Annotated in this window: 16 protein-coding genes; 3 read left to right on the top strand and 13 right to left on the bottom strand. The window is 42.9% G+C overall.

Translation table 11 applies throughout. The features are described from left to right. Nucleotides 1-7 precede the first annotated feature (7 nt). Entirely contained in the window at nt 8-658 is a 651-nt protein-coding gene (locus tag QUE24_RS13790; protein ID WP_286304373.1) for a TonB-dependent siderophore receptor, read from the top strand. A 49-nt stretch (nt 659-707) separates the two neighbouring features. Here the strand turns inward: QUE24_RS13790 and QUE24_RS13785 are convergent, their stop codons facing one another. From QUE24_RS13785 to QUE24_RS13725, 13 genes are all read right to left on the bottom strand, one after another. Beyond that, nucleotides 708-2,369, bottom strand: a complete 1,662-nt coding sequence (locus QUE24_RS13785) for a formylmethanofuran dehydrogenase subunit A (RefSeq protein ID WP_286304372.1) — start codon at nt 2,367-2,369, stop codon at nt 708-710. A 194-nt stretch (nt 2,370-2,563) separates the two neighbouring features. Next, entirely contained in the window at nt 2,564-3,379 is an 816-nt protein-coding gene (locus QUE24_RS13780; RefSeq protein WP_286304371.1) for a CobW family GTP-binding protein, read from the bottom strand. After that, nucleotides 3,369-4,733, bottom strand: coding sequence for a DUF3526 domain-containing protein (locus QUE24_RS13775; protein WP_286304370.1), 1,365 nt, complete (start codon nt 4,731-4,733; stop codon nt 3,369-3,371). Before QUE24_RS13775 ends, QUE24_RS13780 begins: the two co-directional genes overlap by 11 nt. Next, complete coding sequence (locus tag QUE24_RS13770; RefSeq protein ID WP_286304369.1) at nt 4,730-6,142, bottom strand: ABC transporter permease; 1,413 nt, start codon at nt 6,140-6,142, stop codon at nt 4,730-4,732. The genes QUE24_RS13775 and QUE24_RS13770 overlap by 4 nt, the downstream gene beginning before the upstream one ends. Before the next feature lie 11 nt (nt 6,143-6,153). After that, nucleotides 6,154-7,110 carry a TonB-dependent receptor domain-containing protein gene (locus tag QUE24_RS13765; protein ID WP_286304368.1) on the bottom strand — a complete coding sequence of 319 codons (957 nt, stop codon included), beginning with the start codon at nt 7,108-7,110 and terminating at the stop codon, nt 6,154-6,156. Beyond that, nucleotides 7,107-8,066 (bottom strand): TonB-dependent receptor plug domain-containing protein, encoded by a 960-nt coding sequence (locus tag QUE24_RS13760; protein ID WP_286304367.1) that lies wholly within the window; start codon nt 8,064-8,066, stop codon nt 7,107-7,109. The genes QUE24_RS13765 and QUE24_RS13760 overlap by 4 nt, the downstream gene beginning before the upstream one ends. Before the next feature lie 66 nt (nt 8,067-8,132). After that, entirely contained in the window at nt 8,133-8,834 is a 702-nt protein-coding gene (locus tag QUE24_RS13755; protein ID WP_286304366.1) for an ABC transporter ATP-binding protein, read from the bottom strand. Between the two features lie 103 nt (nt 8,835-8,937). After that, entirely contained in the window at nt 8,938-9,390 is a 453-nt protein-coding gene (locus tag QUE24_RS13750; RefSeq protein WP_286304365.1) for a Fur family transcriptional regulator, read from the bottom strand. A gap of 128 nt (nt 9,391-9,518) precedes the next feature. Next, nucleotides 9,519-10,175 carry a DUF1826 domain-containing protein gene (locus QUE24_RS13745; RefSeq protein ID WP_286304364.1) on the bottom strand — a complete coding sequence of 219 codons (657 nt, stop codon included), beginning with the start codon at nt 10,173-10,175 and terminating at the stop codon, nt 9,519-9,521. Then, nucleotides 10,172-11,380 (bottom strand): zinc metallochaperone GTPase ZigA, encoded by a 1,209-nt coding sequence (gene zigA, locus QUE24_RS13740; RefSeq protein ID WP_286304363.1) that lies wholly within the window; start codon nt 11,378-11,380, stop codon nt 10,172-10,174. Before zigA ends, QUE24_RS13745 begins: the two co-directional genes overlap by 4 nt. Continuing rightward, entirely contained in the window at nt 11,364-11,768 is a 405-nt protein-coding gene (locus tag QUE24_RS13735; RefSeq protein WP_286304362.1) for a TraR/DksA C4-type zinc finger protein, read from the bottom strand. The genes zigA and QUE24_RS13735 overlap by 17 nt, the downstream gene beginning before the upstream one ends. Continuing rightward, entirely contained in the window at nt 11,761-12,138 is a 378-nt protein-coding gene (locus tag QUE24_RS13730; RefSeq protein ID WP_286304361.1) for a MerC domain-containing protein, read from the bottom strand. Before QUE24_RS13730 ends, QUE24_RS13735 begins: the two co-directional genes overlap by 8 nt. A 111-nt stretch (nt 12,139-12,249) precedes the next feature. After that, nucleotides 12,250-12,408: a GreA/GreB family elongation factor gene (locus QUE24_RS13725; protein ID WP_286306126.1), complete on the bottom strand. Its 159-nt coding sequence runs from the start codon at nt 12,406-12,408 to the stop codon at nt 12,250-12,252. 277 nt (nt 12,409-12,685) lie between these two features. Between QUE24_RS13725 and gmtY the strand changes: the two genes are divergently transcribed. Next, nucleotides 12,686-14,002 (top strand): gamma-mobile-trio recombinase GmtY, encoded by a 1,317-nt coding sequence (gene gmtY / locus QUE24_RS13720; protein ID WP_286304360.1) that lies wholly within the window; start codon nt 12,686-12,688, stop codon nt 14,000-14,002. Next, nucleotides 13,999-15,759, top strand: a complete 1,761-nt coding sequence (locus tag QUE24_RS13715) for a VPA1269 family protein (RefSeq protein WP_286304359.1) — start codon at nt 13,999-14,001, stop codon at nt 15,757-15,759. Before gmtY ends, QUE24_RS13715 begins: the two co-directional genes overlap by 4 nt. The last annotated feature ends 42 nt before the right edge of the window (nt 15,760-15,801 follow it).

The following is a 15,801-nucleotide window of genomic DNA, read 5'->3' as shown; positions in this document are numbered from 1 at the left end:
TACGTTCATGGCGCAAAATATTTATACCGGTCAGCAGCAACAAACTGAGTTGTCACCACAGCAAGGCCGACAATATGAAGCCGGTGTGAAATGGTCAACGTTTGATGACAGACTACTGCTGACGATGGCATATTTTGATATAAAACAAGACAATGTCTATGAAAGTGTCAATGGTGAAGCCGAATTAACCGGAGGCATTGAGACCAATGGTGTCGAATTCAGCCTTGCTGGTAGCCCCGTCCGTGGCTGGAATATCCGGGCATCACTTGGCTTACTGGATGCTGAGATTGTCAGTGAAGACACTGACACCAATGGTAACCGTCCTAGAAATGTACCAGAGCATACCGCCAATCTATGGACGAGTTATGAATTCCAGGGAGCCGATCATCCTCTGAGTGGTTTTGGTATGGGGGGTGGTATTACTCATGTGGGTAATCGCTATGGTGATAGCGAGCACAGCTTCGACTTGGGCGACTACACATTGGTTGATGCAGGGATTTGGTATTACTTCCCAGCGATTGGCAATTCAACGCTCAGAGTGGATTTAGGTGTGAAGAATATCACCGATGAAGAGTATTACACCGCTTCTGGTGGTGATTACCGCATCTCTGTCGGTGCACCAAGAACGGTATTTGCTGGCTTGCGTTTAGACTTCTAAAGACAAAAATCAAAGGGCATGGCATCACACCATGCCCTTTTTATTCAGCTCAGGCTGAATGTTGGCCTGATAACTGAGTTGCTAAATAATCTCTGCGCTGCTCTTCCATAAAGGCATCAGTGATACCGTAATGACTGAGTTTCATTGTGTAGAAACGATCAAAATAATCTTGCACCGTCTGTTCAATTTCCTGATTAAAACCAACAGAAGCGGTGACAGTACTGCCATTAGTGCGTTGTGTTACTCGACCATCATTCAGTACAAGCTCACCATTTTTAAACACTTTTTCAGCATGGCGGAACATAATCGATTTGTCGTCTTGTTCACGATAAACAGCAATGTCAGCTCTTGACCCTGGTTGTAACGTCCCTCTGTCATTCTGCCCCAGTAAACGGGCAGGCGCCGCTCGGGTCATAATCGCTATCTCATACAAACTGAATTCTTTTTTCAGATCTTTTAATAAGGTCATTTCGGTGATTTCAGGATGCAGATTTTCCAAACAAGCCATGCGATACTCATAACTCATTAATAAATGTAATAAGTCTGGATAACGGGTAAATGGCGCACCATTTGGATGATCAGTAGTAAAAAATAATCGCCATGGATCTTCTGATAGTAAAAATATCTCCAGGCCAATCGCCCACTGCAAGCCATTCACAAAGCTGGTTTGTTTGTATTGATAAGGCACGATACCACCACTGCCCTCATTCTCTGCATGCCAGACGTGCCATTTATTGGGACTGGCATCGCCACGACGAGCAAACTGTGCCATGACGTCAGCTGACAAAGTCACCGTTTGACCAAATAGCACCTGCCCGACATCCATCGTAATATTCGGATAACGATTAAATGCTGCCATCAACTGAGCTGCAGCGGAAGAAAAACCAAACTTACCTTCATTGCCATAGCCATAAAACTGCACATGCGCTAAATGCATTGGCAATCCTTGCGCCGCTTCCATCGTATCGACAATCGTCTGGATGTTGCCTGGCGTTCCCAAATTATTACAATGAACGTGAACAGGATGTGGTAATCCAGTCTGTACAGCAGCAGTCTGCAAGGTTTGTAATAACTGACGTGACGAAATGCCGTAATCACTTAAAACATCATCTAAATCAAAGGTTTCTGCACCCTCTTTAAATGCTTGTGATCCACCGGCGTTAATCACTTTTAAGCCTAGGGCTTTTGTTTTATGTAGCGTCCAGGCCACATAATCATTAATTTGTGACTGGCCCGCACCAGCACGGATTAAACTCACCAATAAATCATCACTACCTAGGATGGCTAAAGCCGCCGTATCAATAATGGGAATATCAGCAAATTCGGCATGCACTTGTGGTGCATTAACAGGCAACATCGCTGGTTCAACAACCATGCTATAGCCCATCTCAGTGTATTTATAACCGGTTTCGAACGACGACCAGCGCGCATTAGAGAAAGGTGTGACAGCTTGTCGCATCAAATGATTACGATGCTGCTCTGGCAGCAATAACCGAGCTGTGTTGACGTTACCTCCAGCAATATGACTGTGTATATCAATGCCACCGGCCATCACAATATCACCCTTCACATCATAAATGCTGGCTTTCTGCTGTTGCTCTAAGTCTGGTGTGTCAGAAATTCTGTCCTCTTTGAACCAGATATCACGAATCTCGCCATTCCAATTCTGAACAGGGTCAAAGGCACGGGCGTTTTTGATACAAGAATACATAAAACCTCACTGACGCTTGATAACACAGTCTGATAAAGCAGCTTGGATGGCCACTGATGAAAACGGTGTCGCACTAATAAACTCGATCAGGCTCTCCTTCACTGGCACCGAATTTTGGCTAAAATGAAGCTCAGTGTAGACCTGATTGATAAAAAGTGTGCCCATCTCGGTACTGACAACCGCTTTGAGCCGTTCTACTTCCGATTCACGGCAAAACTGTAATAAAGCCGACTCATCAAATTGATACGTATTGTCGAAACGAAAACCAAGGCTTTGCCAACCATCATCCTGATGTTCATAAATATCCGGGCCACTTTCAGCCTGTTGATTACTTTTCTGATCCTGTTTGGGCTCGGGCACCTTTTGCCAAACAGCGCGTTTGAATGAAGAAGGCTTATCCAGAAATGAAAGTGGTAGCTCCCCCATTCTGTATGATGCGTAGGTGTGCAATGAGAATCGAACTGATGGAGAAAATTCTGCATTGATACTAAGTCTGCTTGTTGCTGATCATCATACTTATTCACGACAATCAGATCGGCCACTTCTAATTGCTGCAAAAATATCTCATGAGTGATGTAACGCTCATCACTAAAATGACGAGCATCGACTAAGGTAATGGTCGCCGCTAAATCAATCCAGTCTCGATATTGCCTGCTTGTGAGGATATCCAATACTTCTTTAGGATGACCGAGGCCACTAGGTTCAATCAATAACCTATCTGGCTGCACTTCCCGTAGGATCTGATTTAACGCTACGGTGACAGGTAAGCCTGCCGTGCAGCACATGCATCCGCCCGGTACTTCTTTGATAATTAAGCCATCAGATTCTGAAGAATCTGACGATAGCAACGCTTTATCCAGCCCCACCTCGCCAAACTCATTCACCAGAACGGCCCACCTCTCAGTTTCTGGCTTTTTCTTGAGTAAGGACATAATCGCCGTTGTTTTCCCTACTCCCAAAAAACCGGTGATGATATTTGTCGGAATTGGCTGCATGGTGTCAGCGTTCATGAAAAGCGCTTACCTTGCGCCACAGTAACACCCCAAACACCAAACTCAGTAACAACAGTTTCAGAGAACCCTGCCAGATAAATGCAGCATTATCAGGCTGGTAATTAAAACTGGGGATATCAGCAAAATCTGTTTTTTCAAAAGCGGTATCGAAGAAATAAAATGACCAGAAGAAATCACGTAATGACTGTTGATACTCTGCAACTTGCTGATTGAAATCAACATTCGCCAACATATCGCTATTCGCCAAGCGATTAAAACTGTATTGCATTGTCATTACTGGGGAAAACCATGAAAAAGCCTGGCCTTGCTGGTGACTGGCTAACTGACTCTGGTAACGTTTTTCGACTAGATCACTAACCACGACATCACTCATCTGCTGCTGCCCGTAATACCAACGCCAGTCAAATTCATCACCCAACGGGGCGGTAGGCGTCCATTGTGGAAACTTCGCGAGATAAGCCTCAAAGTCAGCTTTCTTATCTTTATCCCAGCTATCATTCATATATTGACGCTGCTCAAACACGATCGCTGCATCTTTCCCAGCTTCTTGTTGTTGAATTTGATAGAGATAAGCCATACCCGGCACAATAAATGTAAACACCAGCCAAATACTAATGAGTGACAGATAATTGAAACTGGCTTCTTTATTCAAAAATACAATCCAGCCACAAATCAGCCACCAACACAGTTGATACAAAACAACTTGTAGTAAGACTGCCAACCAACTGCTATCTATTGTGACCGATGTCATCCATGTGGCTAACACCAATAAAGTCACATTGACGGTCAATACCATCAAAGCGGGTACAGCCATCTTTCTGAAAATTAACTGTGTACCCTTCGATACCTGAGCCACTAACATTGGCCAACGACCACTACTTTTTTCATCGGCCAATAGATTGATAGTCATTGCGCCAATCAATAGTGGCATCAGGTATAACCATAAAAAGGATAAATCAAATTGACCAAAACGCTGAGCGTCAGTATTGCCAAGCGCGTTAGCATTCACCTGACTCTGTAGACCTAACAATCTGACACGTAAATGATTGGCAGACTCATCACGTTGCCCCCGAAACAAGGCTGACCATGCCTGCGGTAGCTGAGCAACAGGATGAAATAAGTAATAGCCCATATAGCCAAGCTGTAATTGTTGTTTATCAAACTGCTCTTGATAGTGCTCAATCTCATTCTGATAAAAAGTTTCAGCCAACTGATAATGCTCTAATTCACGCTCATAGGTGACCTGACTTAGACTAATGGCAACAACGCCTGCAACAAGATAGGTCAACAACAACCATTTATTTAGCCTGTTCGCCCAAAACAGTTTCATTTCAATAGCAAACAGATTCATAGACTCACCTTCGGTCTGGTAAGAGTAATGGCCGCCAACAAACACAGGAACCAAACCATAATAACGGCAACAGAAGCGGCCATGGTTGGCCATTCTTGTTTTAACTTCGTCGCTTCATAATCAAACTTGGCCAGTTCAGACCAATGTGACTGAGATATACGTGTCTCACGGTCCTTAGCCAGATCGACTTCATGGATATGGATATCATTCAAAGACTGAATTAATTGATAACGGTAGGCTTCAGCTGCTTGTTCGAACTCTCTGATATGCTCATAACTGGTACCACTGAGTTGGTTGGATAGTCGACTCGTTACCAGGTAAGGCGATATTAGGGACAAACCAGAAACCCAGGCATTTTGTTTGGCTATCTGAGCTAAAAGCTGCTCATATTGCTGCTCAAAGACTTCACTGGTAATTCTCTCACCTTCCTGCATCAACAATCCCTTCCAATTCACAGGCAAGTCTTCAACACGATCAACGCCATACGCTTGTAGTGTTTTCTCTCGGAAATCATTGAAATACGGATCATCAGGATCGTGAGAGTCCCCGACTTTGGCAACAGCTTGTGTTGTTTGAATATCAAACACTGCTTTATCCGGTAAAGGATAACGCCACTCTGCTACCGCATAAGCCAGCTTTGGTAACACCACTACCATCACCAGCCACAGTAATAGAGATGAGGATAGGCTCTGATTATTCCCTTGTGCTAAGGTCGATACCAATAAAGTCAGACCGATCCATATCATGCAATACAGAAAATACAGTGAAAATAACATGGCAAAGCGTGCATAAACATCGCCACTTGCCTCGCCCAGCACCAAAAACATTGCGGCCACAGAAAAGACCAGTGCCAGAAAGAGTAGTGAAATAAATAAGAACGCTAATGCTTTGCCGACAATCAGTTGACGAAAACTGACGCCAAGCGCAATTACCTGTCGTAATGTGCCCTGCTGACGCTCACCACTGATACTTTTATAAGCTAAGGCAATCAACACTAAAGGCCAGACGACCAATATCAGTGTTGCGCCAGATAAATAACCCAACTGCATATAGCTATGGCTACTTAGATATTGCTTAAACTGACTGCTGTTTTGTCGATGTGCTTCTAAAAACAACACATTACCCACAAATGGGTTTACTCCAGCATCAATGAAACTTAATGGTGAGATAACACGAAACACCATGGCACCATAATGTGCAGCTCGGTGCGGGTGACGGTCCGGCTGAGCTTCCCACTTGGCATCATTGGTTTCCTGCCATTGTTGTTGTACCGCAATAAAATCTTGCTGCTGTTGCCAGTGGCTAAAAGCCACTAGCACAGTCAACATAAGCATCAGGGGTAATAAAATTTTCAGCGTTTTATGACGCCATTGCTCCACTAACTCGTGACGCGCTATCGTAAAAAGCATGTCCACACCCATTAAAAGCGATACAGGACAGAAACAGAGGCATTGATACCATCACCAGGAGAATAATTAATGTCTGAACCATTCTGAGAATTATCATAGACATATTCATAATATTCGTTGAACAAGTTATTTACTTGCAGATTAATCGTTCCCCAGCCAGCATCGTAGTAAACACTGGTATTAACCAGATTAAACTTACCGTACTTGCCTCCATCATTGGCTTTATTTACATAAGCACTAGCCTGAGCATCATAATGCACTCGCCAAGTAACGGCTGGGGTCACTTGATAACTCACTCCCATCGAGGCAGTGTAAGAAGGAATACTACGTAATTCATTCCCCTTATTCTCACCTTCTGTACGAATCTCAGAATCCGCAGTAGTAAAATTACCCCAAAGCGTGACGAGGTCAGTTACTCCCCAATTAAAGCCAAAGTCCAGACCTTTTCGCATGGTTTCACCAACATTTTGTGAGGTATTGTCAATAGTGACATATTCATCACTGGCTTTCTGTTGCCAATACGATAAACGTAATTCCAGACTATCGAGTGCCAACCATTTAGTGCCCACTTCCCAGCCATCATTCAACGAAACATCACGCTCCGAGCGATCACCTGCGGTATAGGCTGCTGCACTCGTTGGCGTTTGGAAACTTCTGCCATAGTTTGCAAATACGGTAACGCTGTCTGATGGGTAAAAGAACAAGTTTAATTTTGGCTGCATTATGGTGCCAAAATCATAAATATCTCTCTTCGTACCGGCAAATTTACCATCACCAGTAAATCTGTCTGCTCGAATTGCCACATTCCAGGCAAACCAATCTAATGGTGTATTGGCTAGCTCTAAATAACTACCGTAGTTGATAAAATCGAACTCATAATCTCTGAGTACATTTGAGTTATCACGTTGCCGAGCGTTATTAACTGTGCCAAATCGTTGCTCGATGACCTTCTGTTTCTCTACATTCACTCCCAGTTCAGTGTCCAATCACGGTTTAACTGCCAGTTAAGAGAAGAAATAACGCCATAATGATCTTGATCATCATAACGATTTTGTAAGGAGTCACCTGCAGTAAATCTGACCCAACGCTCTCTTTCATAATGATTAAAGTAGGACTTTAACGACCAGTCCACACTATCGGAAAAAGCATGGTCAAAGTGCAAACTATAGGATTGTGTGTTTTTATCACCACCATCTTGTCTGGCATAGCTTGCTGAGCGAGTTGGGTGTTTTCTAGCCTCTTCTTGCGTTAAGTAGCCTGGGGCATCGGCATCATAGTCTGACGCACGAACAATCAAGCCTAAGGAGGTATCATCTGAAAAATCATAAAACCAACGACCAGAGACAGAATATTTATCCAGCTCAAAATTATCACGATAACCATCAGATTGACGGTAACCAAAGAAATAATTATGTCTCAACTTTCCGGTTTGTTCTCCCACATAGGCTTGTACTTCACGCGCGTTATAACTGCCTGCAGTAACTTGTACTTCACGCCCTAAATCTGAACGTGTTTCGATGTTGTAATTACCAGCAACATTCAACAAACCATAACGTGGATCACTGGTGCCTTTGAAGACGGTGATATTACTGATATCTCCAGGAAATAACTGATCCATTTCACTGTAACCATTGTGTAAATTGGTAGGGATACCATCAATCAGTAACTTAGCATGTGGTGATGAACCTTCAGCAGCAAATCCACGTATACCGATATCGGTATTAATAATGCCTTGGTTATAACGAGCAAAATAAACGCCGGGGACTTTGGTGAATAATTCCATCGTGTTATTGATGTGACTTTGAGCCAATTCCTCACGTGAAATACTATCGACAGATCCTGCTAAATTCGTATCGCTATAATCTGGCGCATCGCCCACCACAATCATGGGAGAAATTGTTGCCGATGAGCTCTCATCAGCCAAGACTCCGACAGGAAATAATGCTGATAAGACGAGGCTGGTTATAAGGTTTTTTTCACAGTAAAACCTTTAAGCTGAAAATTGGTTGAAATAGTGTTCTGTTAGATCAGGTAACGTCAGTTGTTCGTTTTTTATGAATTGTTTTAACTGCCCCTGACTCATAATGCCGATGTGATCAGATAGCTGATGTGCACAGAGCAAGTCATGCGTCACAATCAATACCGCTGTGCCCCGTTCTTTAATGGTGTTAACCACATCGATAAACTCTTGTGTTGCGACAGGATCAAGGCCTGAAGTGGGTTCGTCCATCAACACCAGTTTGGCGTGCTTGAGTAAAGCAAAGGCAATAGCCACTTTTTGGCGCATGCCTTTAGAGAAGCTGCCAACTTTGCGATCAAGTTGATTTTCTGTGATGCCAGTTCTGATTAAAACATCTTTAATCTCACCATCACTGACACGCATTTTGGCGAGTTCAGCTAGATAGGCGATATTTTCTATTGCAGTGAAACTAGGATAGAGATGCACATTTTCTGGGATATACATCATCTGTTCGCGGCAAGCCGAACGCTGGTAATACATATCCAACCCATCTAAAATCGCGCTTCCAGAATCAGGTTTAATAAAACCCAGTAACATATTGAGTGTAGTTGTTTTTCCTGCACCGTTTGCTCCAAGAAGACATAGAATTTCACCTGAAGCGACAGTAAAATTTAAATCATTAACCGCATGATTTTTTCCATAAAACTTGTTTAAATTACTGACTTCTAGCATGTCTAATTCGGTTCCTCGAGGCAGTTTTTAATGAGAATCAATCGTAAAATAGTGATGTATCATATCATTATGTACACCAAATAAAACCCAGTCTTTCTGGGTTTTATTTGGTTTGGCAGTTTTCACACAAGCCGTGAAGTTCTAACTGTGGGCTATTAAGCTGGAAATGATTCTGTTGAATGCTTTTTTCCAAGGCTTCTATCAGCTTGGTATCAATACCCACTTCACTCACGGATTGGCAATTGTCACAAATCAGAAACTGCGGTGTTTCGTGTTTGTGATTACACGTGATGTGTGAGCAGGCCAGAAACTTATTCGTTGAAGCCAACTTATGCACTAAGCCTTGCTCAATAAGAAATTCCAGCATTCTGTACACTGACATAGCTGGTATTTTTTCACCCATTTTACGTTGATACAAATCAGCAAGTTCATAGGCTGACTGTGGCTGAGCGTTTTCTAGTAAAAGCTCCAGGACCACCTTACGCTTGGGTGTTAGCTTGCCTCCATGTTCAATACAACTTTTTTCGGCTTGATTAATTGCTTTTTTTGTATCCATATCGTCACTTTGGAGAGTAAGGTTCATCACTCGCTATCATCATTGATGAGCGACTAATGATAACGGAATTTTAACAGTTAACCCATCCACTCTGTAATGCACCATATAAAATCACTAGTATTCCTCGCTCAGGCAAAGTCTATACCGAGCAGTAAACGTGGTGAAAGGGCCGAAGCCGATGGCGATCGATGCACCAGTGCTGGCAATGATGAGTTCGGCCATGCCTGCCCTTTCATCAATAAAACATCACCAGGAGAAGCCTGTTGAATCGCTTCTTCGTTGATATATATGCCCGACGTTTCATCTGGCAGACCATTGGCTCCAGCACCCAGCTTGGTTCTGTCAACATTATCTTCAGTTAACCATTGCGTGGTATTTCCCGCATAGGTAGAAACCAACCGACACATTAATTTATCGACATGAAAGCGTGGACACATTGTTTTATTCAATAACTCCAGTCGCAAGCCTACATGACTCAAATCAAATAAGTCTGCAAAGATTTCCGCTATGGAGGCGATGTCATTTTCTAAAGCAGTGTATGCCTGCTGCTTTAAAGAGCCTCTCAACCATTCATGAACTTCAGAGGGTTTAAGTACCGCTCGGAATGCAAAGCTGGTGTGGGTATTGAGTAAAGCGGACACATCTTCTGTTATGGCCGCATTCAGTTGTCTTTGCCAAACAACCAGATTCACGAACTGATCATAAATATCTGCTAAATCAATGGTATCTGATGCATACTTAATGTGATTAATTGATTCGGTTTTGTTGATTGCTAATGCTGTCATTGTGATTGCCATGAAGGAAAAGGATCAGGTAATGTCTGCCATAGAGCTTTGCCTGCGAGCAGTTCCTCATCTGTTAATAAGCAGGCATCAAGCTGCTCTTTAACTTGTGACTCATTCAGGTTCTGGCCAATAAAGACTAACTCCTGACGCATGTCACCAAATGGTTCTTGCCAATGTTCCATGATGACTTCTCTAGACTCTTCATCTTCAGGCCAGCGATCTTCTGGCACGGCTTTCCAAAACATGCCAGCAAAACCGTGATGAGCAATACCACCAGCTTGACTCCAGTGACCAGCAAATTGTGGACGGCTGGCTAACCAGAAATAGCCTTTGGAACGAATCAACTTACCGTCAGGCCAATCCTGATGCAAAAAGTGATAAAACTTCTCAGGATGAAATGGCTTACGTGCGACATATGAAAAACTACTGATGCCATATTCTTCGGTTTCAGGTACGTGCTCACCCCTGGCCTCTTTTAACCAGCCTGGTGCTTGTGAGGCTTTCTCAAAATCAAACTTATGCGTAGCCAAGACTTTGTCCAGCGACACTTTTCCGTGTTCTAAGGGAATAATGTCTGCTAGTGTATTCAGACTTCTCAATATTGAAGTCAACTCTTCCAGATCCTCTTTTTTGCATAAGTCAGTCTTGCTAACAAGAATGACATCACAAAACTCAACCTGCTCAATCAGCAGATCGGCCACACTTCGCATGTCTTCCTCACCGAGATGCTCACCTTTATCTTGAAGAAGTTCAGCTTCACGAAAATCTTTCAAAAAGTTGATAGCATCGACCACCGTGACCATGGTATCCAGACGAGCTATGGTAGAGAGACTCTCACCCTCTTCATCCGCAAACGTGAACGTTTCTGCTATGGGTAAGGGTTCTGAAATGCCAGTTGATTCAATCACGAGATAATCAAAACGGCCTTCATCTGCCAGACGTTTGACTTCAATTAACAAATCTTCACGCAAAGTGCAGCAAATGCAGCCGTTACTCATTTCCACCAGCTTTTCTTCAGCACGATTGAAATCAACTTCATTGTTAAGCTGTTGTGCATCAATATTGATTTCACTCATATCATTCACAATAACCGCCACTTTTCTACCTTCACGATTATTCAGAATGTGGTTGAGTACGGTCGTTTTACCTGCCCCTAAAAAACCAGATAAAACAGTTACCGGCAGTCGATTATCGTTTGTCTTCATAACGTCGTTCTCTTTTTTCATTTATGTTCTTGATATCCGTGCTGTATTCCGCTGTGGGCCTAATCAGTAAGCGTTTTATACCAATAGGATCACCGCTTTCCAGACAATAGCCATACTCTCCTTGACGTATTCGCTGCCGGGCTTTATCAATTTTAGGAATAAGCTGACGTTTACGGTCTGCCAGTCTTAATGCTATCTGCGCCTCTTCTTCGAGTGTGGCTCTATCAGACACATCGCTGACTCTGCCATAGTTAATCTCTTGTTTTGAGGCTTCAATTTCGTCTAATGTCTCTTGTCGTAATTCAACCAATCTGGCATCAAAGAAAGCTAATTGCTCTTCATTCATATAGTCATCATCTGACATAGCCAGTAGTGCTTTCTCATCCATTGCTAGGCTCCATCATCTGCACGTTTTTTGTGATTAATTGGCGATTCCAGAAGTGCCCACTCATAATGAAAAGTGCTGCCGGAACGGTGATCCAGAACTCATATTGTTCTGGTAAGAAAAAGGTTGAAACTAAGGCGCTAATGCCCAAGCTCACTAAAGTCATGGGTAAATAACTACCGTGCTGTATGTATGAAAAAGGCAAACTCAATAGCGCTAAAATGATGACGGGGATCAATAACACTAAATGCACCCAAGGTGATTCAAATGCACTACTTGCAGCACCAAATAAAGCCAAACTGATGATTATCGGTGTCGCTAAGCAATGCAGCAGACACAATCCTGAACAGGCGATAGCGATATTATCTTTCATCTTAACCTCACAATTAATGATATATCGTATCATATTACCAAAGATTGAATGATGCAAGAAAAAACAAAAACCTCTAATAACGAATCATAGATTCAGATAAAACAGCGAATATTAGGAATAACGGATAGCTAAGACAAAGTAGACTTTTTTCTGGCCTGCGACCTCTATCACGACTTCATCATCCAGCGTTTTACCCAATAACTGACGAGCTAATGGCGAGTCGATACTGATATAACCTTTTGAGGCATCAATCTCATCGGGCCCAACAATGCGATATTCTTTTTCATCACCGGCCTCTGTCTCGACCGTTACCCAAGCGGCAAAAAAATCTGTGACTGATTATCCGGTGCTTCATCCACGACTTTTAAATCAGGCAGCCTTTTTTGCAGATAACGAATACGGCGATCGATCTCACGTAGTTCTTTTTTACGATAGATATATTAGAACCCTACTATTAAATATACTATTTCAGTAGTAAATTACCCTTTAACTTGATAGGTTTTATACTAAATATTATGAAAAAGACCCCGTACTAAGTATCATATTAATGAAGCACACTATAAAACTTGCCACCACATATACAGACATAACAAGCGGTAACAGCCATCATCTTCCTGCTATTTACACTCGTAATGGTATTCTGATTTCACATCTGAGATATTTGGCCTGGTTCTCAGAAAAAAGTGACTCATGGAGAGAAAAGTCCATTTATGCAGTAAGACTGCTAATTGATTACATTGAAGCAGCACCAGATATTGATAAAGCAACAAAGCTTCTAAAGAGTTTCACAGAGGCATTGGTAACAGGAACCATTAACCACCAAAGCAGTGATGATCCCATTAAGTTATTCTGGAAGCCGAGAGATCTCACGGTTGCGAATAATATTCTTTTTCATGTGACTCATTACACTGATTTTTTGGCTATGCAGGATGGCTATGATCAGGGTCGAATCAATCCTTTTCGTAAGGCAACGAGTTGGGAAGAGCGCATGAACTGGTGTGCTTACTATCACAAACATGCAAATGTTTTCCTTAATCACCTCTCCTCATATTCAGAAGCTCAAAAGGCTGCGACTCGAAAACGACTAATCTATACGCCCGTCCAACTTATAATCAGCAATGATAAAGCTGAACGTTTTCCTGAAGCTCAGATTGAGAGTTTGATTCATGACGGCTTCGTGGTCAGAGGAAAGCCGGACTATCGCTCGCAGGCTATTACCATGCTTTTAAACTATGGGGGACTCAGGAAAAGTGAGATTTTCCATATCTACACAGCAGACATAACCATTCATCCAAATCACCCAGATGAAGCACTAGTTCGCGTTTATCATCCTGTTTATGGCAGATCGCCAGATCCCAAGTACAAGAATCGTGCTGAGTATCTCCTTTCTGAGACATCCTATAAGCCAAGAAACACTTACAGGCTCACTGAACGCTTATATTCGGGCTGGAAGAATCCACTCATGACCAGTAGAGACGGCTATTTTGAGGTGATCTTTAACCCGACACAAAAAGCAAAAGAGTTTCTGAGTGTATGGGTGAAGTATCTGAAATACCAAAGAGTTGAACCCGATAACGTTCACCCGTTCGCCTTCACGAATGATCATGGGGAGCCAGAAACAATTAAAAACTTTCAACGGCGCCACAAACGGGCTGTAGAGCGAATTGGCCTTGAATGCAAAAAAGAGTTTGGCACTACTGAACACGGTCATCGACATGCATATGGTTATCGGGCTAGAAAATTGGGATTGAGCCAAGTTGAGTTGCAGAAAGCAATGCATCATAAAAGCCCAAACTCATGCCTTGTCTACATAAAACCGACAAGCGAAGACATAAGAACCGAAATGAGACAATCTGAGAAATGAGCTCTGATAAGAAGACAAACTTCCTCACATCAGCCACGACAGCATCAAACTTGGCAGAACTCAAAGCGATCTGCAAAGAAAACGGCATCACAAACACCGTTGAATACAGACAGCGTTACAAAGAAATTCCTGAGCTTCCTGCTCACCCTGAAAGGATCTTCAGAAATGAGTGGAGCAGTTACTCAGAGTTTTTTGACATCCCACAAATCAAATCATACAAAGTGCTCAAGAAGGAAGTTCAGTCACAAAAAATCACCTCTAAACGTGAATACACTTCATGGATCAAATCTCTAGATGACCCAAGCTACCCGGCTGCCCCCGAAACAGCGTACGGTAATGAATGGGAAAACTGGTTCGATTTCTGTGGCAAAGAAAAACCATTCAAACCAGAGTACATACCACCCCAGTTCCAACTCTGGGCAGATAAGATCTCGGAATTCATGAAGCAAGCCTATGGTGGCGGAACAAAACTCAATCATCTCTGCAGATTCGTCAGAATGTATGTTGAAAAACATGACAAAAGTCCATCGCCGCAAGAACTGCTGACCAAAAAACGAGTAAATATACGACCTTTTCGTGAGGAGTTAAAAAAACTTCCCACCGACAACCTCAGAAGAAACGTCATTATCGCTGTTAACGAGTTTTTGAATCACGTCATTAGTAACGATCTGACTGATGAAGACGAGGAAACTGGCGAAATTATTCGAGTTATGGATGCCAGAAATCCTTTCCAGCTTCTGGCAGAAGATAAAAGTGTCACAGCCCCTAATCGAACCGAGTCAACCAAACCATGTCTTCAGTACTACTTTGTCCGAAAGACTCAAGAATGGATTATTCCTGACGGAGCCAAGACATTTCGAGATCTGGCTCATCTGCAAAAATTCGACACCGACTGGATAAAAGTACCAAAGAGCCTTATTGACCACTCAGATCCTGACTGCGTAGTTCGAAAACAAGGTAACCAATATTTCATGTGGTCGCCGATTGATTGGCTTCACACATTCACCCTCACAAAAGTACCTCTGAGAGGCCGTCAGATTGCCTACAATGACTCTGGAGAAGGTGATAAGTACATTGCCGGTTTTGACGATAAAGGCTCCATAACGTGGGTCAAAAATACCAGTTCTCTTGCTGGCACAACAAAATCCCAGTCCTTTATAAAGAGGCTGCCAGATGGAAATCTGGGTATGTACGTCACAACAAACAAGACCAGTAACAGCGGCGCAGGTTATTCCATTACCTGGATACCTGAAGATCTCGCTTACTGGCTAGTTCGACTCCGAAAATGGCAGCAAAAATACAATCCAATAACCGAAGCAACACCTTGGACTCGCTGCGTGCGAACCAACCTGAATGAGATGCAGCTTAAATCCAAGGGGGTCAACTGTTTTCTGTTCAGGGCTTTTAACGATATTGAACCCAAAAACCCAGGTTTGGCTCTCACTATGCGACTGGCTGCAGCTTTGTTTCATATACAACCTTCAAGCCTCAAACTGGCAGAGCTCAAAGGAAGCCCCTACCGACTATCGAATTACAAATCAAAATACACGCCTCACTCCATGCGAGTAAGCCTAATTACGGCATATATTATGGACATGGGTATGCCCGTGGAAATTGTAATGAAGGTTGTAGGACACTCATCCATTGTTATGTCTATTTACTACTGTAAAGTTACTCAACGAGACATCCGGCAAAGGTTCGAGGAGGCTGAAAAAAAGCGCTTAAATCGCAAGCTGAAGCCACACAAGCTGCCATAGAACAAAACAATATCGAGTCCGTCAAGAATAACCTCGTCGGTG

The sequence above is a fragment of the Methylophaga marina genome, from assembly GCF_030296755.1.
GTDB classification, from domain to species: domain Bacteria; phylum Pseudomonadota; class Gammaproteobacteria; order Nitrosococcales; family Methylophagaceae; genus Methylophaga; species Methylophaga marina.
Note: the sequence above shows the minus strand (reverse complement) of the source record. Positions and strands in the feature narration are given on the sequence as shown.